This is a genomic window from Pectobacterium parmentieri (assembly GCF_001742145.1).
GTDB classification, from domain to species: Bacteria; Pseudomonadota; Gammaproteobacteria; order Enterobacterales; family Enterobacteriaceae; genus Pectobacterium; species Pectobacterium parmentieri.
The window spans coordinates 1,320,481-1,342,903 of sequence record NZ_CP015749.1 but is presented as its reverse complement, the minus strand read 5'-3'; the positions used below and the strand labels follow the sequence as shown (position 1 = coordinate 1,342,903).

17 protein-coding genes are annotated in these 22,423 nt (G+C 52.0%); 10 read left to right on the top strand and 7 right to left on the bottom strand.

Annotation, left to right across the window (positions count from 1 at the left end; genetic code table 11):
* Window positions 1–20 precede the first annotated feature (20 nt).
* From A8F97_RS05910 to A8F97_RS05885, 6 genes are all read left to right on the top strand, one after another.
* Window positions 21–638, top strand: coding sequence for a LysE family translocator (locus A8F97_RS05910; RefSeq protein ID WP_014700183.1), 618 nt, complete (start codon window positions 21–23; stop codon window positions 636–638).
* 398 nt (window positions 639–1,036) lie between these two features.
* Window positions 1,037–1,789 carry a hypothetical protein gene (locus A8F97_RS05905; protein ID WP_015730607.1) on the top strand — a complete coding sequence of 251 codons (753 nt, stop codon included), beginning with the start codon at window positions 1,037–1,039 and terminating at the stop codon, window positions 1,787–1,789.
* A 236-nt stretch (window positions 1,790–2,025) separates the two neighbouring features.
* Window positions 2,026–3,867, top strand: a complete 1,842-nt coding sequence (locus tag A8F97_RS05900) for a DUF1800 domain-containing protein (RefSeq protein WP_227001588.1) — start codon at window positions 2,026–2,028, stop codon at window positions 3,865–3,867.
* 16 nt (window positions 3,868–3,883) lie between these two features.
* Window positions 3,884–5,083: a DUF1501 domain-containing protein gene (locus tag A8F97_RS05895; protein WP_033071592.1), complete on the top strand. Its 1,200-nt coding sequence runs from the start codon at window positions 3,884–3,886 to the stop codon at window positions 5,081–5,083.
* A gap of 33 nt (window positions 5,084–5,116) precedes the next feature.
* Entirely contained in the window at window positions 5,117–8,185 is a 3,069-nt protein-coding gene (locus A8F97_RS05890) for a DegT/DnrJ/EryC1/StrS family aminotransferase (RefSeq protein WP_033071593.1), read from the top strand.
* The gene (locus tag A8F97_RS05885; RefSeq protein WP_014700189.1) at window positions 8,182–9,210 is read left to right on the top strand and encodes an NAD-dependent epimerase/dehydratase family protein; all 1,029 of its coding nucleotides are present in this window, start codon (window positions 8,182–8,184) and stop codon (window positions 9,208–9,210) included. The genes A8F97_RS05890 and A8F97_RS05885 overlap by 4 nt, the downstream gene beginning before the upstream one ends.
* 52 nt (window positions 9,211–9,262) lie before the next feature.
* Here the strand turns inward: A8F97_RS05885 and A8F97_RS05880 are convergent, their stop codons facing one another.
* Both A8F97_RS05880 and A8F97_RS05875 read right to left on the bottom strand, forming a co-directional pair.
* Window positions 9,263–9,511: a GlsB/YeaQ/YmgE family stress response membrane protein gene (locus A8F97_RS05880; protein WP_005972245.1), complete on the bottom strand. Its 249-nt coding sequence runs from the start codon at window positions 9,509–9,511 to the stop codon at window positions 9,263–9,265.
* A gap of 180 nt (window positions 9,512–9,691) precedes the next feature.
* Entirely contained in the window at window positions 9,692–10,312 is a 621-nt protein-coding gene (locus A8F97_RS05875; RefSeq protein ID WP_015730611.1) for a helix-turn-helix transcriptional regulator, read from the bottom strand.
* 270 nt (window positions 10,313–10,582) lie between these two features.
* Between A8F97_RS05875 and A8F97_RS05870 the strand changes: the two genes are divergently transcribed.
* Genes A8F97_RS05870 through A8F97_RS05860 form a run of 3 tightly spaced genes read left to right on the top strand, consistent with a single transcriptional unit; the run spans window position 10,583 to window position 13,648 of the window.
* Window positions 10,583–11,557, top strand: coding sequence for a threo-3-hydroxy-L-aspartate ammonia-lyase (locus A8F97_RS05870; protein ID WP_033071594.1), 975 nt, complete (start codon window positions 10,583–10,585; stop codon window positions 11,555–11,557).
* Between the two features lie 10 nt (window positions 11,558–11,567).
* Window positions 11,568–12,509 (top strand): ornithine cyclodeaminase family protein, encoded by a 942-nt coding sequence (locus tag A8F97_RS05865; protein ID WP_033071595.1) that lies wholly within the window; start codon window positions 11,568–11,570, stop codon window positions 12,507–12,509.
* Window positions 12,506–13,648 carry a DSD1 family PLP-dependent enzyme gene (locus A8F97_RS05860; RefSeq protein ID WP_033071596.1) on the top strand — a complete coding sequence of 381 codons (1,143 nt, stop codon included), beginning with the start codon at window positions 12,506–12,508 and terminating at the stop codon, window positions 13,646–13,648. Before A8F97_RS05865 ends, A8F97_RS05860 begins: the two co-directional genes overlap by 4 nt.
* A gap of 56 nt (window positions 13,649–13,704) precedes the next feature.
* Here the strand turns inward: A8F97_RS05860 and A8F97_RS05855 are convergent, their stop codons facing one another.
* Entirely contained in the window at window positions 13,705–14,244 is a 540-nt protein-coding gene (locus A8F97_RS05855) for a MarR family winged helix-turn-helix transcriptional regulator (RefSeq protein ID WP_033071597.1), read from the bottom strand.
* A gap of 62 nt (window positions 14,245–14,306) precedes the next feature.
* Between A8F97_RS05855 and A8F97_RS05850 the strand changes: the two genes are divergently transcribed.
* The gene (locus A8F97_RS05850; RefSeq protein ID WP_033071598.1) at window positions 14,307–15,179 is read left to right on the top strand and encodes an EamA family transporter; all 873 of its coding nucleotides are present in this window, start codon (window positions 14,307–14,309) and stop codon (window positions 15,177–15,179) included.
* A 104-nt stretch (window positions 15,180–15,283) separates the two neighbouring features.
* Here the strand turns inward: A8F97_RS05850 and narI are convergent, their stop codons facing one another.
* Genes narI through A8F97_RS05830 form a run of 4 tightly spaced genes read right to left on the bottom strand, consistent with a single transcriptional unit; the run spans window position 15,284 to window position 22,026 of the window.
* Window positions 15,284–15,973 (bottom strand): respiratory nitrate reductase subunit gamma, encoded by a 690-nt coding sequence (gene narI / locus A8F97_RS05845; RefSeq protein WP_014700196.1) that lies wholly within the window; start codon window positions 15,971–15,973, stop codon window positions 15,284–15,286.
* On the bottom strand, window positions 15,973–16,692 hold the full coding sequence (gene narJ, locus A8F97_RS05840) for a nitrate reductase molybdenum cofactor assembly chaperone (RefSeq protein WP_014700197.1): 720 nt from the start codon (window positions 16,690–16,692) through the stop codon (window positions 15,973–15,975). Before narJ ends, narI begins: the two co-directional genes overlap by 1 nt.
* Window positions 16,685–18,265: a nitrate reductase subunit beta gene (gene narH / locus A8F97_RS05835; protein WP_014700198.1), complete on the bottom strand. Its 1,581-nt coding sequence runs from the start codon at window positions 18,263–18,265 to the stop codon at window positions 16,685–16,687. The genes narJ and narH overlap by 8 nt, the downstream gene beginning before the upstream one ends.
* Complete coding sequence (locus A8F97_RS05830; protein ID WP_015730615.1) at window positions 18,265–22,026, bottom strand: nitrate reductase subunit alpha; 3,762 nt, start codon at window positions 22,024–22,026, stop codon at window positions 18,265–18,267. Before A8F97_RS05830 ends, narH begins: the two co-directional genes overlap by 1 nt.
* Window positions 22,027–22,423 lie beyond the last annotated feature (397 nt).

The window sequence follows — 22,423 nt, the reverse complement described above, 5'->3', positions numbered from 1 at the left end:
AGGGCTGAACTCTCGACCTTATGGATATACTGGGCTTTATCATTGCGTTAACCCCGATAACGTTATCTCCCGGAGCAAGCTTTACGCTGGCAATGAACAATGTCGCCAGTGGGGGAATGTACGCTGTATCACGTATTATTATCGGTACTGCGCTGGGCATTTATACGCATAGTTTACTGGCAAGCATTGGTCTCACAGGGTTGCTATCCCTTTACCCCACGCTCATGCATACCATTACCGTTATTGGTACAGGCTATCTGCTCTACTTAGCATTTCGTTTGATAGAAAGTGGATTACGAGAGAAAAGTACAACCTCATGCAACAGCGGCAGAGTGGGTATCAAAGAGGCCTATTTGGCAAATGTTCTGAATATTAAAGCGATTCTGCTCTATGTCACTATCGTACCACTGTTTGTGAATGCCAATGGTACCTCATCGGTATCGCTTGTGTCCTACCTCACACTCGCTACCCTACACATTGTGATGATGTCGGCCTGGCTGCTATTTTCAGCACAGTTACTTATCCGTTCATCAGGCAGAATCAACCCTATTGCGTTGAAAAAAACTATCAATATTGGTGGCGGGATCGTGCTGATTGTTCTGACACTCTCTCCCTATATCTCAACTTATTTTCACTAGAAATAACATTCCCGCCTAAGTTAAGGCCATCGACCGAATCGATGTCTACTCGCGTCGCCGTAATTCAACAGATAGGCAGCTCCAGCGAGCTCTACGCGCTAACCGTAATCGATTTTCTCACTACCATGCACAAACAGCCTGAAGTATGACGGCATACACTGACCTTATTTTGAAGCAATAAAATATATACTAAAAAAGCATCTTGTGGATAAAAACAAAAGTAGCTTATACGTCATAGTATTTTCGACAATGTCATGTATTTTTCTAATAGACGGGAGGGTAACACTCGTTAAGTAAACATTTTATTTACCACAGCAGTAGCCCTACATCAACGTAGGATGAATACGACAAAAAATAAAATAGTAAAATGATGAAATGATAAAAAGGATTTTTTCATTATGCTTTCAAAATATAATAACCCGCCCATTATAAAAACATTTTACCGCCCCATCGAAGTTGCCATTCGTTGGAGCCATTTAATGACATCAGAGTCTGAAATACTCAAGGAATTCGATAAAAATCCTTTATTTTTTTTACATTATGCCGCTAAAACGTGGCCAAAACTGTCGTTAAATCAGGAAAGAGTGATTGATGGACTCATCAATGGGGAATTACGTCACTGCAAACGAGGGATTACCCGTTCGACACCGGTAGACTTGAGCGATCCAGATTTGTCTATTCGCCATATCGATCTAAAAAACTGGATGATGTCATATTATCCTAACGAGAAACCCGATTTTTTATTTTCTCCAGAGGAGCAATTAACACCGATATCAATAAACATAAATTCAGTGCAAATACTTTTAACTGAATTAGAGGTGATGCGTATAAAAAACACCAACCTTGAAGAACAGCGTAATAATATACAACATGATTACCTTTCACTAAAAGCTATTTACACCTCATCGATGAAGCATCCGACACAGCCCACACTCGGGGAACGTAGCGAAAGTACGTATTTGACGATTATTGGCGCGTTAATCAGCCTATATAATCAACATTCGCCGTCAGGCCAGGCTTATACTCTCTTTACCTCTCAGGATGCGGTAATTTCTGCCTTAATTGCGCATTATGGTGATAAAAGGGGAGTTTCAAAAAGCACGCTTGAAAGTAAGTTCGCTCAGGCGAAACGCCAGCTCAATGGCGCGTAGTCCTCACCTTTGCCAGGGTCTGGCTCACCCCAGTTAAGGTGAAAGCCGCATACTCTTTTTGCATAGTAGGTTATCCGCACTATTTTATTACGCCAGAGGGATAACCTACTATCATGCATAAACAGGATCGTTTTGCATTAGCGTATCACGCATCATTTCCCCCCCAGCGGGTCTCATCAACCAGTAGAAAATCACGAGTATTATCCTTTGTATTTCACATGTCCTGCTTTCTCATTATGCTGTGGACACTCACATTCAGCCCCCCAGGTGTCGCTTTAACGATCGCAGAAACACGGCATCTGATAGATCGTACCGGATTCGGCACAACCCCGCAGGATATTGAACGTTTCAAAGATATGACGCGGGAGCAAGCCGTGGATTATCTGCTGGGTACGCTCAATACGCCTTTTTATACTCGTCCCCCTACTTTCGTACAAAAACCTTATCCCGATTACTGGCAGAAAGGCTGGCGAGAGCAGGAAATGATTTTTTTCCGTATCAACGAAATTAACCAGCTACAAGCGTGGTGGGTTCAGGAAATGATCCTTACGCCCACCCCATTTGCCGATCGTCTCACGTTGTTCTGGCATAACCATTTCGTTTCCCGGTTTGACAATACCTTAATCACCGCGCCTTTTTTCGATCAACTCACCCTGTTTCGTCAGGCGGGTAGCCAGAGTTTTCGCCTTCTGACGCGGAAAATACTGCAAGATCCCATGATGCTTAGCGGGTTGGATAACACGTCCAATACACGTCAGAATCCTAATGAAAATCTTGCAAGGGAATTGATGGAGCTCTTTACCCTCGGCGAGGGTAACTACAGTGAAAATGACGTCAAACAGGTTGCCCGAATTCTGGCAGGGCACGGCGTAAACCCCACCCAACAATGGCGTTATCAATTTGACGCCAGCGCGGCGGTATCCGGCGAAAAAACGCTGTTAGGCCAGAAAATTCAAGGAACGCCGGATGAAGAGCTCGATCAGCTTGTCGATGTTTTATTGTCGCAACCCCAAACGGCAACACGTCTGGCGGGAAAATTTTACCGAGCGTTTATTTCGTTAGAAGACGACCCTGAAACAGTATCGGCATTAGCGCAAGTGCTACGCAATCATGACTATGCGATGAAACCGTTCATGCGTGCATTGCTGCTCAGCCCGGCGTTTTGGCACGAACGCCATCGTGGGGCGTTGGTCAAATCCCCATTGGATCTAATCGTCGGTTTTTCTCGCACGCTGTCGCTGATGTTACCCGATCAACACATCTTACTGGATTACCTTCAGGCACTGGGGCAAAGCCCGTTTATGGCCCCTTCTGTAGCGGGATGGGAAGAGGGTACAGCATGGCTTGATGGTAAAACACTGGTCGATCGCACCAGAGTGTTAACCCGACTGTGGACCGCAGTGGAAAACCCGCCTCCCCCTGATAACAATGGGCTAATCGTACGTTTCTCATCGGAAAGTCGTGGGATCCCGGCACGCTTTATCGTTACCGCCAATGGGCAACATCTTGCCAGCATTACTGCAAAACTTGGGGCGGACACCCGGCAAGAGCAAGCGTCCAACGAGCCAGGAAATCTGAAACCGATGTGGGAAACCGTCGACATTCCACTCCCCAATGCGTCTGCGGTATTGGAAAATCTCACTATTACGATGGATGCTGATGAGCCCGATACCCATTTATTTATCAATTGGATTTCCTTCAAGGGCTATCGCTTTTCTCCCCATCAGGCCAGTTGGATCATCCCGAAAGGTTCTTCCTGCCTTGCCGACTCACCGTTAGGATCTTTTTACTGTAACTTAAGTTTATCTTTTGACCTCACCGCCCCAATTAGGAGCGAAACAGCCAGCCTGATAGATCGGCACGCCCCGCTCAACGCCAATATCGAATACGGTACAGGCCGCCTACGGCCACAATTGAGTCAACCGGGAGGCGTGTTACCCGCCGGCATGACGCCTTATTCCCAAATACCTGCTCGTTCACTATTGGCTATCACGCCTTTCAGGCATTCCATCGATCGGGATAACCATGCCGCAACCTTAAAGGCACTGACTCTTGATCCCGCATTTAATCTGAAATAGATAAGGATATCTGCTTATGTCTGCACCGTTTACATTGTCACGGCGCTTGCTCCTCGGCGGGCTTGGCGCGGGCCTATTAACCGCCATGCTTCCCCTGCCCGGCGTTGCCAAGAACACCATTCCCGCAAACAAGCATTTGATCGTCATCGAATTATTTGGGGGGAATGATGCGTTAAACACGCTGGTTCCCTATCGGGATCCACTCTATCGACATTATCGCCCGACACTGGCGTTAAACGCCCACGAATATGCACCGTTAAGTGATGATCTGGCCTTTAATATCGCCTGGAAAAAGCTCGCTCATGTCTTTCAAAAGGGAGAATTAGCGGTAATACAAGATGTTGGCTATCCCTCTCCCAATCTGTCTCATTTCAGTTCCGCCGCAATCTGGGCCAATGGTGCTGACACCCCGACGCTGAAGTCAGGCTGGGCTGGCCGCGTTCTGAGCGCCTCTTCACGTGAGGACCGATATCATGATACTGACGGCATTATTCTTTCTGGCGATCAGTCTTTACTCATCCATCCGGCGATCCAGGCACTGACGTTTCAGGATAGTCGCGCTCTACTTAATGCCGATTTCACCCTACCCTCAGCCCAAACGAGGGGGAGAAGCACAACGGCAGCACAGCATATCCACCGGCTAATGGAGAGTACCAACACGATAAGTCGACGGATTCAAAATAAGCTGCACAATCAGAACCATTTCACCCGTCGATTTACACAGGACGGCTACATTGAACCGCAAAACGCGCAAGCGGCAACGATACTCTGGCTGATAGAGAACAATGTCCGTTCCCCTTTGTACAAAATCAGTTTGTCTGGCTTCGATTTGCACAGTCATTTGCGCGGTGAACATGAGCGCCAACTCAGTAAAGTAGAGACGCTACTGCTTGGGCTACGGCAAGGACTCATCGATATTGGAGCCTGGCAGGACAGCCTCATTATGGTGCATTCAGAGTTCGGCCGTCGGCCAAAAGAGAATGCATCGGGTGGAGCCGATCACGGCACGTGCGGGCCGATGCTGCTAGTAGGTGGTCAGGTTGAAGGAGGTATCTGGGGAGATCGCAGTCCACTCGACAAGCTGGATAATGATGGTAATCCACTATTTTCTACCGATTTTCGTTCGGTATACGCCACCGTCGCTGAACGTTTTTGGCGACTTCCTGCCGCTCACATTGACGGAACATCGCTCTCTCCTCTGAATATTCATCTTTAATCCACCACCTTATTTCTACAGGACACGCTTTTTATGCAAAAAACAATGACACTAAGCCATCCTACGACGACAGACAGCAAAAACGGACAGATGTTGGAAGAAATCCGTCAATCTTGTCGTGATAATATGCATATACGTGGAGATCTCCCCACCGGGCAAGCCGATATTCTGGTTTGCCTCACGCTGTATAACGAACCAGCCCCCATGCTTGCCGATACGCTGGCAGGACTAGTTCGTAACCAGCAAGAGTTAACCGCAACGTTTGCCAACCGTCCGCCCAATATCATCATTTGCATCCTACTTGATGGCACCGACAGCGCTCATCCATCAACCGTTTCACTTTTAGCCTCGCTGGGGTTGCAACCTATGCAAACGCCCAGACCGGATAACCAGAACAATTCACTGACGCTTCAGGTCAGCGAACAGTCCGCATCTCATATTTTGCGCTGCTGCGATCAATCAGGTGCCGTTGAAAACGTGGATCAAAGCATGACGCTACTTCTTGCCAACAAACACCATAATGCCGGAAAGTTGGATAGCCACGCCTGGTTTTTTTGGGGCGTTGGGCGTGTTGTTAAAGCCGAATTTGCTATGCAGATCGATACCGGTTCGGTGACAGAATCAGCATGTTTGGTACAGTTGCTACAACACATGTGGCGAGATCCTCATTGTGGGGCCGTCACAACGCGCGTTATGCTCCCGGTTCCCACGAATGCAAACCTGTCTCAGAATTGGCAATACGCCGATTTTATCTGGGAAAAAGTCAGTGATTGGGCCATCGGCAGCGCACTGCATTATTTGGAAGTGGTTCCAGGGCAATGCAGTATGATTCGATGGAGCCAATTTTGTGAAAACCGCGGACATGCGCACGCACCGCTCGACGCCTACCTGCGTGGACTAATTCCTCAGAGTTTGCTGGAGCGCAACCTGTTTCTCGCGGAGGATCGGGTTCTGGGGTTTGAACTGACCAAACACCATAAAGGAAGCGGAGTACGTTATGAGCAAGGAGCCATCGTTCGTTCGGATCCTGCCCCCACCTTCATAGAACTTCTGCGCCAACGACGGCGCTGGGTCAACAGTACCCTCGCCGCTCGCTTACACTCGCTGTCCCGATTGCCAGCGGTGATGACACAATCTTCTCTTTCGCCACTGCGGCGCTGCGGTATTACGCTTTCTTTGCTTTGGGGAATGTTGCAGTTTATTGCTCAATTTACCATGCCGGCATTTATCGCCATCTTGCTTGCAACCGGCGTACACCCGTTTGTCAGCCATATCCTGCCAGACGCCGCACCGTCTCTTATTACTGCCGCAGCCATAGGTATGGCGCTGCTTTTCCTTGTCGTATGGATAAGCATCCTCTTTATGAGCCGCAGTACCACCTTGACTAACGAGGGTGGCACACGCTACCACGTCTCAGCGATGTTGCTATTAGGTGCATTAATGGGGGGCGCATTCGCCTTCACGCTGCTGGTGGCACCCATACCAAGCATTGGCCTCATGGGCGTAGCACTTTTCTTACTTTGCCTTGCAACTAGCCTGCATTCATTGCGCTATCTGCGGCAGTTCATACGCTGGATGCCTCTTTACCTCATGCTATTACCCGTCTTCAGCCTCTATCTGACAACCTACTCTATCGCCAACATTAACGATGTCAGTTGGGGAACCAAAGGCTTGACCACTAATCAGGTTGGGGAGAATAAACAAAAATCGTGGGCGGCCACACGCGACAAAGTGCTCTTTATCTGGAGTGCCGGTTCGCTGACCGCAGCGCTGCTGTTCTTGTTGACATTCCCTAACACACAATGGATGTTCATTATCCAATGTGCCTCCACGTTTTTCTGTGCCCGCATAATACTGTCATCCTCCGTCAGCATCGGTGCCAGTATCACCAAACGATTGCGGACTCTGCGTAAACACACACCCATGCCGTTTGTCGATCGCGTTGAATCCCCCGTCTCCCCTTCGCTCCCTATCGTCAGGCCGGTTTTTCCCCCTTTCGAGTCATTCGCTTCGATCATCGAAGAAAGTCTTACCCGCGGTCATGTCACTAACAATGGACCCTATGTTCGCCAGTTAGAAAGCCGGCTGACTGATTATCAATCGGTCCCCACTCGCGTATTCTGTAACGGTGAGCAGGCGTTAATTGCCCTGTTACTGGCCGCCGACATTCGGGGCAAAGACGTCATTGTTCCCTCATTTACCTTTGCTGGCACGCCCCATGCAGTCGTTATAGCAGGGGGAAACCCCGTGTTTGCTGATATCAAAAGCCGGGATTGCCCGCTGCTGGATGCCAACGATGTCCTCCGTCGCATCACTGCAAATACCACCGCGATTGTCGCCGTGGACGCCTATGGCTACGCCAGTGACTATACCGTATTGCAACACATTGCGCGGGACCACGGACTGCGCTTGTTTATCGACAGCGCGCCTGCTTTTGGCACCACAGTCAATGGACAACGAACCGGTGGTTTCGGCGACGCACAGATTTTCAGTTTTCACGCCACGAAATCATATAACACTATTGAAGGTGGCTGCCTGTGCAGTCATGACGCGGAGCTCATCAAACGTGCCGAAGCGATACGTAATTTCGGACAGGATGCATCTGGCATCTGTGTACTTCCGGGATTGAATGGCAAGATGAGTGAACTCAACGCGATTATTGGGCTGGCGCAACTCCCTTATCTGGAATCCCAATTAACGTGCCGCCGACAAGCGGCATCACGTCTGATTGCGGGTATGACTTCTATCCCCGGCCTGACTCCCTGTTTACCTCCCGAGGGGCAATCCCCTGTCTGGCAATATCTCCCCATTCACGTAGACGCAAAGCGCTACGGTATGAATCGTAACGACCTACAACACGCGCTGCATGCCCAAGGGATCATGGTACGCTGCTATTACGCCCCAGCCTGTCATCTCATGCCAGCCTACGCCGGGAAGCATCAGGCCACGCTCCCACAAACCGAACACCTGTCTGCATGCGTTCTGGCATTGCCAATTTACAACGACATGACGAAGGAAGAATGTGAACTCATCATTACTTCACTCCGTGCATTAGCCCTTTCTCCCATCGCCCGCCACGCAGTTGAAGGAGCACACGCATGAAAAACACGATTCTGGTCGCTGGCGCAGGTGGTTACATAGGCATACCGCTATGCCATTTATTAATTAATCATGGATACCGTGTGGTGGCCTTCGATCGCTTTTTCTTCGGCCTTCCTGTATCAGAAATGCCACAATCACCTAGGTTCCATACGCTACGTGGCGATATACGCTATATCACCCCCGATATATTGCACAATGTTGAAGCCGTTATCGATCTCGCGGGATTAAGTAACGATCCTGCCGCACAGATATCATCAGCGCTCACCCATGCCATCAATTACGAAGGCGCGTGTCATCTCGCCAATACGGCGAAAAAGGCGGGTATTCAGCGCTATATCTATATGAGTTCGGCCTCGGTTTATGGTCGTTCTGGTTCAACATCCGCAGATGAAGAAACCGAGTGCCATCCACAGAGTCTCTACGCGGAACTGAAATTAAATGTGGAACGTGAGCTTCTTCGACTACGCGATACCACCTTTCATCCGGTCATTTTACGCAATGCCACCGTGTTCGGTCTCGCGCCTCGCATGCGTTATGATCTCTCAGTCAATATTATGACGCGTATGGCCGTGCGGGATAAATTCATTGCCATTGATGGTGATGGTCTCCAGCAGCGCCCGTTCATTCACGTTCAGGATGTCGCCCGTGCCGTACTACTCGCCTTACGGCTTAATCGCCAACTTTCGGTGCCACCCGTATTTAATATTGGTGGCGACGCGTTAAATCACAACATCAATAGCATTGCGGCCGTCGTCGCGGAGGAAGTGCCCAACGTGAAAATCGTTCATCGTACGCAATCTCTGGATACTCGCGATTATCGACTCTGTTTTTCCCATGCGAAAAATACGTTAGGTTTTTCACCGACACGCAGCATTCGGGATGGTGTAAGAGAAATTGCGCATATTCTAATGACCGATCAACAAGCGGGAACACAGCCGACCTGCTTTACCGCACAGTGGTACACCGATTTGATTGAGTGGGAGAAACGCTTACAGCTTTTGCAACTAGATGGACACCTCTTTTAGGTGTTAACCACAGGAAGTCTGTTGCCCCTGAACAGGGGCAACGGATACCGAATTAATCCCGAATCTTGCGGTACACCCACAGCACGACGATCGCGCCGACAATCGCTACCACAAAGCTGCCGAAGTTAAAGCCATCCACCCGGCCGAACCCAAAGAAAACGCTGATATAGCCGCCCACGACCGCACCGACAATCCCGAGCAGCACCGTCAGGATAAAACCACCGCCGTCTTTACCGGGCATAATCCACTTAGCCAGAATCCCCGCAATCAAGCCGAAAATAATCCAGGACAGAATACCCATACTGACTCCTCGCGTTTTCGTTTCATCACACCCGCTCTTTTGCCACTCATCGGCAGATCGGGCAGTTAAGCAAGTATAGGTGAGGATTGAAGAAGTGGTTGGTAGGGGGCTTAATGATGCAACACCGTGCATAACGTACTGCAGAATACAACATTCGCTCGCCGATAATTAAACATCACCCTACTTCGCATACAAATACACCGACGCCCGCGATACACCCAGATGCTGTGCAATGGTTTCCATCGATTTTTTGACTTCCAGTAGGCCGTTGTCTTTCAATTCCTGAAGCAGGGCTTTTCTGTCCTGCGCTTTTAGCGCCCGTGGCGTGGTGGCAAACCGTGCAGCGAAGTGATCGATGTGTTGTCTGATCGCCGCGGCACCGTTTGGTTCTAAATGCTCCGTTACGGAGTCGGAAGCGATCTGGGTGAACTGCGCAAGCGCATTCTGCATGCCGCGAAATAGCGTCATATCGACATTCAGACACAGCGCGGCGACATAGTCGCCTTCCGCATTTTTGATACCAACCGAGGTGCTTTTTACCGGACGCCCATCAGCAAACTGATTAGCATAGTTCGCTAAAATATTAGGAAATTCAGGTGAGGCGATGCGGGCAAGACCCAACTCCGTCGCGGGTGCACCCACCTCCCTGCCGGAGAGGTTATTGTGAATGGAAAGTATCGCGTGTTCCGGGTTCTTCAGATCGTGCACGACCACTTCACAGAATGGCGAGAACGTCTCACTCAACCCTTTCGCGATAGCATCTAACTGCGTCAGCAGCAGACCTTCTCCAGATGCAGACATATCACTCTCCAAATACTCATACCGACACAAGTGCGTTTTCTGGCGCTGAGTGTACTGTAAGTACATCTGCTTTAGTACCACACGCGATTCTCGCCTTGCCCTGTGAAGCGCATGCCAGCAACACACGACACATCTCACCTAAGTTGAGAATTTAAAGATAAATCAAATTAGACAATTAATCTAATATTATATATTTTGTTTATCAGGCATTCAACAGCATCGGGGACAACAGCCTCGGTATTCACAATTACTAACAGCGGGTTTTTAGATATGAGCGACTTACGTCTCCCAACCTTCGACGATGTGGTAGCCGCAGCGGAACGTATTGCTGGCTATGCCAATAAAACTCCAGTGATGACATCGCGCACCGTCAATGACGCCTTTGACGCTGAGCTTTTCTTCAAGTGTGAAAACTTTCAGCGTATGGGCGCATTTAAGTTTCGCGGTGCCATGAACGCGCTGTTGCAGTTCTCAGATGAGCAGAAAGCCGCAGGCGTTGTCACCTTTTCTTCCGGTAACCATGCGCAGGCCATCGCGCTTTCTGCCAAATTACTCGGCATTCCGGCAACGATTGTTATGCCGCATGATGCACCGGAGGCAAAGGTCGCAGCAACGCGCGGCTATGGTGGGAACGTGGTGGAATACAATCGATATACCGAAGATCGTGAGCAGATCGGCAGGGATCTGGCCGAAAGGCAGGGTCTGACGCTCATTCCCCCTTACGACCACCCTCACGTCATTGCTGGACAAGGCACGGCCACGAAAGAACTGCTGGAAGAAACCGGTGAGCTGGACGCCCTGTTCGTCTGTTTGGGTGGCGGCGGATTGTTGGCGGGCTCCGCTCTTTCTGCTCGTCAGTTGTCTCCTCGCTGTAGAATTTATGGCGTCGAGCCTCTCGCGGGCAACGATGGGCAGCAATCTTTCCGCAGCGGCAACATTGTGCATATCGATACGCCCAAAACCATCGCCGATGGCGCACAGACCCAGCACCTAGGTAACTACACCTTCCCTCTGATTCACCAAAATGTCGACGATATTCTAACCGTAACGGATGACGACCTGATTGATACCATGCAGTTTTACGCCGAACGCATGAAGATTGTCGTTGAGCCGACGGGGTGCCTTAGCTTCGCGGCAGCGCGCAATCTCAGTGAATCGCTACGCGGTAAACGCATCGGTATTATTATCAGCGGTGGAAATGTCGATATCAGCCGCTATGGTGCATTTCTGACCGGCAATGCTTGAGGAAAAAACGATGATCTTTATTTCTGAAGCGGAATCGGCGGCACTCATCAATCATGAGCTAGCTTATGATGCCGTTCGTGAAGCGCTGCTCGCCGCCAGCAAACCGGAAGCGCGCAGTTTTCCGGTGGTACACGGACAAGGTTCCGATACGGGCAATACATTCAGCGTCAAAGCCTCTGCAACCCGCGAGCTTGCAGGGCTAAAAGTGGGATCATTCTGGCCGGGGAACCCCGCTAACGGTCTGCCCCGCCACAATTCCCTTATTCTGCTGTTCGATCAGCAAATCGGGAAAATAGCGGCGGCCATAGAAGCCGGAAAAGTTAACGCCTTTCGTACCGCTGCCGCCGATGCCGTCGCCGCCGATCTGCTGGCAAGACCGGATTCCTCTGTTCTGGCGGTATTCGGAACCGGTCATCAGGCCCGTTATGAATGCGCTGCGCTGGCAAGAATACGCCCCATTCGTACCGTGTTGATTGTCGGTCGTGACAGCCGCAAATCCGCAGAGATGGCGCAAGAGCTAAAGGCTGCTGGGCTGGATGCACACGTCAGCGATGCCGAAAGCGCGTGCCGCGCAGCGGATATCATCGTGACCGCCACGCCATCACGCACGCCGTTGTTTAACGCCGAGTGGGTCAAGGCAGGAACGCACGTCGTCAGCATGGGATCGGACGCCACTGGAAAACAGGAACTGCCGCCAGAGTTGTTCACCGCAGGCCGCCTGTTTTGCGATCTACCTTCTCAGTCCAGAGCCATCGGTGAATTCCAACACGCACCAACCCAGGTGGCGCTGACCGCCATCGGCGACGTCATTAGCGAGCGCGCAGCGGGGCGTCACACGCCAGATGACATCACCATTTTTGATAGTTCCGGCTTGTCCATTCAGGACTTATATATCGGCCAACGCATTCTTGCTGCCTGGCAGACAGCGAAACAAAATGGAGGCATACAATGAGTAACGTCGAGTGGCTTAACACGCTGGAAACGCCCTTTTTGCTGATTGATGAGTTCCGTTTCCAACGCAATATAGACAGGCTTTATCAACGTACCGAAAATCTGGGCAGCCAGGTTCGCCCACATCTCAAAACGCTACGCTCGATTGAGGCTGGCCGCTATTTGCTCAAAGATTCCTCCTCACCAGCGACGGTTTCGACGCTGGCAGAAGCGGAAGCCTTTGCCGCAGCAGGTTATACCAACCTGCTCTACGCCGTCGGGATCGCCCCGCACAAACTGCCGCGTATTGCTAACCTGATCCACAAGGGTGTGGACCTCCATATTCTGCTAGATAGCACCGTACAGGCGCGGGCGGTAACCGATTTTGCACGCGCCAATAACGTGACGTTTTCGGTATTTATCGAGATCGATTGTGACGGACATCGCGGCGGTATTCCGCCGGAAAGCGATACGCTGCTTGAGCTAGCGAAACAGATCGACGGCAACGGTGCGACGCTCACTGGCCTGCTGGCTCATGCAGGAGAATCCTACGCCTGCCGCACGGACGAGGCGATCAGAGCGGCCGCACGTGCCGAGTGCGCAGCTATCAACATCGCCGGACGGCGTGTACGAGCGATGGGGATTGCTTGCCCTGTTCTCAGCGTCGGTGCCACGCCGACGGCGCATTTTTCCGAAGACTTAACCGGGATTACCGAAGTCAGAGCGGGCGTGTTCACCACATTCGATCTGGTGATGAAAAATGTCGGGGTTTGTTCGCTGGATGATATCGCCCTATCGGTCGTTAGCACCGTGATTGGGCATAACCGCGAAAAAGGCTGGGTGTTTATTGATGCAGGCTGGATGGCGCTCTCCCGCGATCGCGGTACGGCTTCTCAGGCGAAAGATTACGGTTACGGACTTATTTGCGACCTGCATGGCACCCCTTACAGCGGCCTCTGCGTGACCACCACCAATCAGGAACACGGTATTATTGCGCTACCCGCCGATCGCGGATTTTCGGTCGATAATTTCCCCGTCGGCACGCGACTGCGGATATTACCTAACCACGCTTGCGCCACTGCCGCCATGCACCAACACTATCAAGTGCTGAAATCGCACAGGCATGAGCAGGAAACCTGGCAGCGCATTACCGGATGGTAAATATCATTGTCATACCGCCCGATTTGAAGGCATCGGGCGGTAATTTTCGCAACGAATTAGTTTGTCTCCTTAGGTACAGCAGGCCCAGTGTGACTTTCCAACGTTCGCAATAGCGTGGCGAGATTGGCATCCAGTGCAGCCAGCACATCCGTAGATAGCGCAAATAGCACCTGCCGCTCGTTCTCAATATGCGCTTCGACGGCGCGATTAATCAGCTCAAGCCCCGTACTGGTCAGTTGTACCAGCGTACTACGGGCATCCTGTTCGTTCTGCACGCGTTCGATAAATCCTCGGATTTCAAGACGCTTGAGCCGGTGGGTCATCGTTCCTGACGTCACCATTAATGTGGAGAACAAATCGGTTGGACTCAGACAGTACGGCGCACCCGCACGCCGCAGCGTAGCCAGCATATCAAACTCCCAACTGCTCAGATCGAATTTGGAAAAGCAGGATTCCAGACGCTGATCCATGAGCACAGCACATCGTCTGAGGCGTCCAATCGGCCCCATCGGGCTGGCATCCAAATCAGGTCGCTCGCGCCGCCACTGTTCAAGAATGACATCTACCGCATCGTACTCGCTGGTTTGACTTTTCATTTATCTTGACTTCAAGGTAATTAATCCACACTATCATAGTATCTTGAATTAAAGGTAAAGTCATGGACACCACATCTTCACCACACTACTGGCGTGACGTCATACTCACAGCGTTGGCCCCCGCGATTTGGGGCTCCACTTATATTATTACAACGGAATTCCTGCCACCAGACCGGCCCTTCACCGCGGCACTTATCCGCGTGCTACCTGCGGGTCTGCTGCTGCTTTTATTCACCCGACGCTTTCCCGCCCGACAAGACTGGTGGCGCGTAGTCGTGCTTAGCGCCCTGAATATCGGCGTTTTTCAAGCGCTGCTGTTTGTTGCCGCTTATCGTTTACCAGGCGGATTAGCGGCGGTACTTAGCGCGATCCAGCCGCTGTTGATCATGGTGTTAGTCTGGGTCGTGGATCATCGAACGCCCAAGCAGGCTACGCTGTGGTCGGCGGTCATCGGCGTGATTGGCATGGCCACGTTGCTGCTGTCACCGCAGACGACATTTGAACCGGTGGGAATCGCCGCCGCGCTGCTGGGTGCGATGTGCATGGCGATGGGCGTCTGGTTGACGCGTCGCTGGCAGCTTGATCTGCCCGTGCTGCCGCTTACCGGCTGGCAACTTTTCATCGGCGGATTAATGCTGGCACCCGTTGCGTGGCTAGCCGATGCCCCACTGCCTGCGTTGACCCTGTCACAGTGGGCCGCTTACGCCTATCTCTGCCTTGCGGGTGCCGTGCTCGCATATGGACTCTGGTTTCGTGGCGTGACGCGTCTGCCGACGGTTGCCGTTGCATCATTGGGGTTGTTGAGTCCGCTTACCGCCGTGGTGCTAGGTTGGGCGTTGCTTTCCCAGTCGATCACTGGCACAGCGTTCTTAGGTTTGGCGATCGTGCTCGCCAGCGTCTTCGCCGTGCAATGGACGACGTCGCGAAGCAAATAATCAACTGAACTGCCGATGGTGAGTGTTGTTGGCGGGGAAAGAGGAAAAGGAAAAAGTTAAAACGGCGGTGTCATCACAACACCGCCGTTTTCTATCATGCATGCCTAGCGACGGTTACGCACAAGCTGGTAGCGGCGGGTCAGGTACTCGACCGGTGCGCTCCAGATGTGAACCAAACGGCAGAATGGGAACAGAACGAACAGCGTCAGACCCAACACGATGTGCAGTTTGAAGATCAGCGCAACACCCACCAGATGTGCAGACGCACCACCCTGGAAGTACGCCACGCTCTGTGCCCAACCGACCAACTTCAGCATTTCACTGCCATCCATATGCTGTGCAGAGAACGGGATGGTCAGTACACCCAAACCAGCCTGAATCACCAGCAAGGACAGAATGAGAATGTCGCCAACGCTGGAGGTCGCGCGAATACGCGGGTTGGTCAGACGACGCTTTAACAACAGTACGCCACCGACAAACGTCAGCAGACCTGCCGCACCACCGCCGAACATCGCCATTTTCTGTTTTACTTCCATTGGCAGGAACGCTTCGTACATCCAGTGCGGCGTCAGCATCCCAAGGAAATGCCCGGCAAATACGCCCAGGATCCCCAGGTGGAACAGATTAGACGCCAGACGCATCCCTTTCTTATCCAGCATTTGGCTCGAACCCGCACGCCAACTGTATTGGCCGTAGTCATAGCGCAGCCAACTACCGATCAGGAAAATAGCCATCGCCAGATAAGGATAGATGTCAAAAAAGAACACATTGAAATAATTCGTGAAAGCACTCATTAACGTTGCCCCCCCGCAGATGTAGCGTCAAGATTCAGATATTGCGGCACCACCGCGCCAGCAAAGCGGCGTTGGTGTTGCGTTTGTTGGGCCGATGCGCAGCCTTCTTCGCCGAGGAATTTAATCTGCTCCTCTTCCCACACGGCATCCAGCGCCTGCGGTGTGTCGTCACGCGCTTCGTCAGCCACCGATTGTGTGACGTCGTCACTTTGCAGGTCGCTGCCTGAAAGTTGAAGCAACAGATCGAACAGTACGGCATAGCTGCTGTCACGCTGCTGCAAACGCGCACCAATCAACGCCAGAATCGGCGCGATGTCGAGTAAACCCGCACGACTCTGCGCGGGTTCCAAACGAGAAAGGTACTCAAGATACAGAGGCAGATAGTCCGGCAGCTCGCGGCAATCCAGCGCCAGTCCGGCATCGTGATATTGCTGCATGAGATCGACCATCGCCTGACCACGGTCACGAGACTCACCGTGAACGTGCTCGAACAGCAGCAGCGATGTCGCGCGACCACGGTCAAACAGGCCGCTATACTCCGCCTGTTTGTCCAGTAAGTCTTCCGCACACAGCGTGTTAATAAACTGCATCAGTTGATGGCCTTCACGCAACGGTAAGGCATCAGCCTGCTCTACCGCTTCGATCAACTCAGCCCTGTTTTCCCACAGCTCGCTATCGGGATAGTCCAGCAGGCGGGCAATAATCCGCAGGCTAATCATGGTTCGTCTCCCGCATGATTTTGCTGTTCATATCACGCGTTTTGTTGCTGACATCGATGGCATCAATACGCTTGCTGTTGAACAGGTTGAATTTGGTATCGCTGCCGTGGCAACCATCGCCAAAGCTGAAGCCGCAGCCTTTGCTTTCAGGGAAGGCTTCACGCGCCAGTTCACGATGGCTTGACGGGATCACGAAACGGTCTTCGTAGTTCGCAATCGCCAGATAGCGGTACATTTCCTGCGCCTGTGCTTCTGTCAGCCCAACCTGCTCCAGCGCGCTGGTATCGATCTTGCCTTCTACGCTTTCTGCACGTTTATAGTGGCGCATTGCCAGCATACGTTTCAGGGCCAGTAAGACAGGTTCGGTATCCCCTGCGGTCAGCAGGTTCGCCAGGTACTGCACCGGAATACGCAGACTTTCTACATCCGGCAGTACGCCGGTGTGCGCCAATTGACCCGCATCCGCCGCAGACTGAATCGGTGACAACGGCGGCACGTACCACACCATCGGCAGCGTGCGGTATTCCGGGTGCAGCGGCAGCGCCAGTTTCCAATCCATCGCCATTTTGTAAACAGGTGATTTCTGCGCCGCGTCAATCACGCTGTTTGGAATACCGTCTTTCAGCGCTTGCTCAATGACTTTCGGGTCATGCGGGTCAAGGAACACATCCAGTTGGCTCTGGTACAGATCTTTCTCGTTTTCTACCGCAGCCGCTTGTTCGATGCGATCGGCATCATAGAGCAGCACGCCCAGATAGCGGATACGCCCGACGCAGGTTTCTGAACACAGCGTTGGCTGACCGCTTTCAATACGCGGGTAGCAGAAAATACATTTTTCTGATTTTCCGCTCTTCCAGTTGAAGTAGATTTTCTTGTACGGACAACCGGTCAGACACATCCGCCAGCCGCGACACTTGTCCTGATCGATCAGAACGATACCGTCTTCGCCGCGTTTGTAGATCGCGCCGCTCGGACAGGTTGCCACGCACGCCGGGTTCAAACAGTGTTCGCACAGACGCGGCAGATACATCATGAACGTGTTTTCGAACTGGCCGTACATCTCTTTCTGCATTTCGTTGAAATGGACAGGATCGAAGTTCTTATCCTCAGAGCGTTTACTGAATTCACCACCCAGATCGTCTTCCCAGTTCGGGCCGTTCTCGATTTTCTTCATCCGCTGACCGGTAATCAGCGAGCGCGGACGGGCGACAGGCTGATGCTTACCTTCTGGCGCTTTACGCAAGTTCTGATAGTCGTAGTCGAACGGTTCATAGTAGTCGTCGATTTCTGGCACATCAGGGTTAGCAAAAATTTTGGACAACACGCTGATACGGTTACCCATCCGCGGTTCAAGTTTGCCGCTGATTTTACGGATCCAGCCGCCCTTCCACTTTTCCTGATCTTCCCAGGCATGGGGATAGCCCACGCCCGGCTTGGTTTCGACGTTGTTGAACCAGGCGTATTCCATCCCTTCACGGCTGGTCCAGACGTTTTTACAGCTAACGGAGCAGGTGTGACAGCCGATGCATTTGTCCAGATTCAGCACCATGCCCACTTGTGAACGAATTTTCATCAGGCTTTCTCCTGCTGTACCGCTTTCTGAACATAGTCCTGGCCTTCATCATCCAGCCAGTCGATGCGTTTCATTTTACGAACCACGACGAACTCATCACGGTTTGACCCGACGGTGCCGTAGTAGTTAAAGCCATAAGCCAGTTGGGCATAGCCGCCGATCATATGGGTCGGTTTCGGCGTGATACGGGTCACCGAGTTGTGAATACCGCCGCGCTGTTGGGTGATTTCCGATCCCGGCAGGTTAATGATGCGTTCCTGCGCGTGGTACATCATCGTCATTCCCGAAGGCACACGCTGGCTGACAACCGCACGCGCCGTCAGCGCACCGTTGGCGTTAAACGCCTCTATCCAGTCGTTATCCTCAATACCCAAATCTCTGGCATCGTCTTCGCTCAGCCAGATAATCGGGCCACCGCGACCCAGCGTCAGCATCAACAGGTTGTCGCTGTACGTGGAGTGAATGCCCCATTTCTGGTGCGGCGTCAGGAAGTTCAACGCTTTTTCCGGGTTGCCGTTAGGTTTCTGGTTCATCACCGGTGCAGCAGCGCGGGTATCAACCGGCGGACGGTACACCAGCAGGCTTTCACCGAAAGCACGCATCCACTCATGGTCTTGATACAGTTGTTGGCGACCGGACAGCGTACGCCACGGAATCAGCTCATGAACGTTGGTATAACAGGCGTTATAGGAAACGTGTTCATCTTCCAAGCCAGACCAGGTCGGGCTGGAGATAATCTTGCGCGGCTGCGCCTGAATATCGCGGAAGCGAATTTTCTCGTCTTCTTTATTCAGCGCCAGATGCGTGTGGTCACGACCGGTGAATTTGCTCAGCGCTTCCCACGCTTTCACAGCTACCTGACCGTTGGTTTCCGGGGCCAGAGACAGGATCACTTCTGCCGCATCGATCGCCGTTTCAATCTTCGGACGGCCCGCCGCCGCACCGTCAGCTTTGGTGTAGTTCAGCTTTTTCAGGAAATCGACTTCGGTCTGCGTGTTCCAGCCGATACCTTTCCCTCCGTTACCCAGCTTGTCCAGCAATGGACCAAGCGAGGTGAAACGTTCGTACAGGTTCGGATAATCGCGCTCCACCATCATCAGGTGTGGTGCCGTTTTGCCCGGAATCAGGTCGCATTCGCCTTTTTTCCAGTCATCTACGCCGAACGGTTGCGCCATTTCTGCCGGGGAATCGTGTTGAATCGGCAAAGTAACCAGATCGGTTTCCTGACCAAGATGCCCCTGGCACACGCGAGAGAAGGTTTTCGCGATGCCTTTGTAGATTTCCCAGTCGCTTTTGGAATCCCACGCAGGATCGACGGCCGCAGACAGCGGATGAATAAACGGATGCATATCCGAGGTATTCATGTCGTCTTTTTCGTACCAGGTTGCCGTTGGCAGGACGATGTCGGAGTACAGACAGGTGCTGGACATACGGAAATCAAGCGTCACCACCAGATCCAACTTGCCTTCAACGCCTTGATCGCGCCATTCCACTTCTTCGGGCTTCACGCTGCCCGCCGTGCCCAGATCTTGTCCTTGAATACCGTGTTCCGTACCCAGCAGGTACTTCAGCATGTATTCGTGGCCTTTACCGGAGGAACCCAGCAGGTTAGAACGCCAAATGAACAGGTTACGTGGGTAGTTTTGCGGACTATCCGGCTGTTCAGCGGCAAATTTGATTTCACCTGATTTCAGCGCGGCAACGGTATATTCCTGCGGCGTCATCCCTGCGGCACGCGCTTTTTCTGCGATATCCAGCGGGTTAACGTTCAACTGCGGTGCTGATGGCAGCCAGCCCATACGCTCGGCACGCACGTTGAAGTCAATCATGCTGCCGCTAAAGCGGGATTTATCCGCCAACGGTGATAGCAATTCCTGCGGCGTGACGGTTTCATAACGCCACTGGCTGGAATGGTTATAGAAGAACGAGGTACTGTTCATATGACGCGGCGGACGCTGCCAGTCCAGACCAAACGCCAGCGGTGTCCAACCGGTTTGTGGACGCAGTTTTTCTTGTCCGACATAGTGCGCCCAACCGCCACCGCTCTGACCAACACAACCGCAGAAAATCAGCATGTTGATGATGCCGCGGTAGTTCATGTCCATGTGATACCAGTGGTTGATACCTGCACCCACGATGATCATGGAGCGACCGTGCGTTTTATCGGCGTTATCTGCGAATTCACGCGCAATACGGATAATGTTCTGACGGGAAACGCCCGTAATTTCTTCAGCCCAGGCAGGGCTGTAGGCCTTCACATCGTCGTAATCACGTGCGCAGTTGTCGTCACCCAGACCGCGATCCAAACCGTAGTTCGCCATCGTCAGGTCATAAACACAGGCAACCAGCGCTTCGCTACCGTCAGCCAGCGTCAAACGCTTAACCGGCAGTTTGTGCAGCAGAATTTCTTCTAGCGCAACGTTGTTGAAATGTTCGCTGACCGCGCCGCCAAAATATGGGAAACCGACATCAACGACATCGTCGTGCGACCCCAGCAGGCTCAAGCGCAGTTTAACGTCTTCACCGCTCACGCCATCGCGCTGTTCCAGATTCCATTTACCCTGATCGCCCCAACGGTAGCCGATCGACCCTTGTGGTGCCGTCAGGTTGCCGCTTTCATCGTCAATCGCGATGGTTTTCCACTGCGGATTGTTGTCATGACCGAGGTTATCCACCAGATCGGAGGCACGCAGCATACGACCCGCCGCGTAGTAACCGTCGTCACGCGGCTCCAGCAGCACCAGCATCGGTAAGTCCGTGTATTGACGCACGTACTCACTGAAATACTGGCTTGGCTTGTCGAGGTGGAACTCTTTCAGAATAACGTGGCCCATTGCCAGTGCCATCGCACTGTCGGTGCCTTGTTTCGGGTTCAGCCAGTGATCGCACAGCTTGGCGATTTCAGCGTAGTCCGGCGTCACTGCAACGGTTTTTGTGCCTTTGTAGCGCACTTCGGTAAAGAAGTGGGCATCCGGTGTACGGGTTTGCGGAACGTTAGAACCCCAGGCGATGATGTAAGAGGAGTTATACCAATCAGCAGATTCCGGTACGTCAGTCTGTTCACCCCAGGTCATCGGTGACGCTGGCGGTAAGTCACAGTACCAGTCATAGAAGCTCAGGCACACGCCGCCGAGCAGAGAGAGGTAACGCGCACCCGCCGCATAGGACACCATTGACATCGCTGGAATCGGCGAGAAACCAATAATGCGGTCAGGGCCATAGGTTTTGGCGGTGTAAACGTTAGAGGCAGCAATGAGTTCGTTAACTTCGTTCCAGTCAGAACGCACGAAACCACCACGACCACGAATTTGTTTGTAGTATTTGGTTTTTTCGGGGTCGTTGACGATGGATGCCCAGGCATCAACCGGATCGCTGTGCGTTAGTTTCGCTTCACGCCACAGTTTCATCAGGCGTTTACGCATCATCGGATATTTCAGGCGGTTGGCACTGTACAGATACCAGGAGTAGCTGGCACCGCGCGGGCAACCACGAGGCTCATGGTTAGGCAGGTCCGGACGGGTACGCGGATAGTCAGTCTGCTGTGTTTCCCACGTCACCAGACCGTTTTTCACATAAATCTTCCAGCTACATGAACCGGTGCAGTTTACCCCGTGGGTAGAACGTACAATCTTGTCATGCTGCCAGCGACTGCGATAGCCATCTTCCCAGTCACGATTGCTATTGAGGGTCTGCCCGTGACCGTCGGAAAACGGTTCGGCCAGTTGTTTGAAGTAACGTAACCGGTCAAGGAATTTGCTCATCCGGACTCTCCTGCTGCGAAGCCTGTTGGCTCCTGTCGTTATGAAATGCTCGTAGCAGACATCTGTTTTTGCTGACGACACATCGCTCAAATTGGCGCTAGGGTATCCAGCAACGGCGCTGCCAAACTTGATAACGATCAAGAGTGTCCCCGTGTAAAAAACGGAGTACATCACCAACTACCACCAAAGAACTATTACGAAAAAAACACATAAATAAATGATTTTAAAAGACAAAAATAAAACCACTGATTTTGTGTTTATACTAAATTCATACATACAACTATTTGGAGGTAGTAGTCAGAATACGACGAAAAATCGTGCAAATTAAGTAAAGGGGTAGCTGGATGCAGCGCGAAAAAAACGCCGCTCCGAAAAGGGTGGCGTCTTAGTCACATGC

What these genes read in the sequence shown, in the direction of transcription:
- A8F97_RS05830 (WP_015730615.1), bottom strand. Translation starts at nt 22,026, where the DNA reads ATGAGCAAATTCCTTGACCGGTTACGTTACTTCAAACAACTGGCCGAA.
- A8F97_RS05875 (WP_015730611.1), bottom strand. Translation starts at nt 10,312, where the DNA reads ATGTCTGCATCTGGAGAAGGTCTGCTGCTGACGCAGTTAGATGCTATC.
- narI (WP_014700196.1), bottom strand. Translation starts at nt 15,973, where the DNA reads ATGAGTGCTTTCACGAATTATTTCAATGTGTTCTTTTTTGACATCTAT.
- A8F97_RS05860 (WP_033071596.1), top strand. Translation starts at nt 12,506, where the DNA reads ATGAGTAACGTCGAGTGGCTTAACACGCTGGAAACGCCCTTTTTGCTG.
- A8F97_RS05900 (WP_227001588.1), top strand. Translation starts at nt 2,026, where the DNA reads ATGCTGTGGACACTCACATTCAGCCCCCCAGGTGTCGCTTTAACGATC.
- narH (WP_014700198.1), bottom strand. Translation starts at nt 18,265, where the DNA reads ATGAAAATTCGTTCACAAGTGGGCATGGTGCTGAATCTGGACAAATGC.
- A8F97_RS05850 (WP_033071598.1), top strand. Translation starts at nt 14,307, where the DNA reads ATGGACACCACATCTTCACCACACTACTGGCGTGACGTCATACTCACA.
- A8F97_RS05880 (WP_005972245.1), bottom strand. Translation starts at nt 9,511, where the DNA reads ATGGGTATTCTGTCCTGGATTATTTTCGGCTTGATTGCGGGGATTCTG.
- A8F97_RS05895 (WP_033071592.1), top strand. Translation starts at nt 3,884, where the DNA reads ATGTCTGCACCGTTTACATTGTCACGGCGCTTGCTCCTCGGCGGGCTT.
- A8F97_RS05870 (WP_033071594.1), top strand. Translation starts at nt 10,583, where the DNA reads ATGAGCGACTTACGTCTCCCAACCTTCGACGATGTGGTAGCCGCAGCG.
- A8F97_RS05910 (WP_014700183.1), top strand. Translation starts at nt 21, where the DNA reads ATGGATATACTGGGCTTTATCATTGCGTTAACCCCGATAACGTTATCT.
- A8F97_RS05890 (WP_033071593.1), top strand. Translation starts at nt 5,117, where the DNA reads ATGCAAAAAACAATGACACTAAGCCATCCTACGACGACAGACAGCAAA.
- narJ (WP_014700197.1), bottom strand. Translation starts at nt 16,692, where the DNA reads ATGATTAGCCTGCGGATTATTGCCCGCCTGCTGGACTATCCCGATAGC.
- A8F97_RS05905 (WP_015730607.1), top strand. Translation starts at nt 1,037, where the DNA reads ATGCTTTCAAAATATAATAACCCGCCCATTATAAAAACATTTTACCGC.
- A8F97_RS05855 (WP_033071597.1), bottom strand. Translation starts at nt 14,244, where the DNA reads ATGAAAAGTCAAACCAGCGAGTACGATGCGGTAGATGTCATTCTTGAA.
- A8F97_RS05885 (WP_014700189.1), top strand. Translation starts at nt 8,182, where the DNA reads ATGAAAAACACGATTCTGGTCGCTGGCGCAGGTGGTTACATAGGCATA.
- A8F97_RS05865 (WP_033071595.1), top strand. Translation starts at nt 11,568, where the DNA reads ATGATCTTTATTTCTGAAGCGGAATCGGCGGCACTCATCAATCATGAG.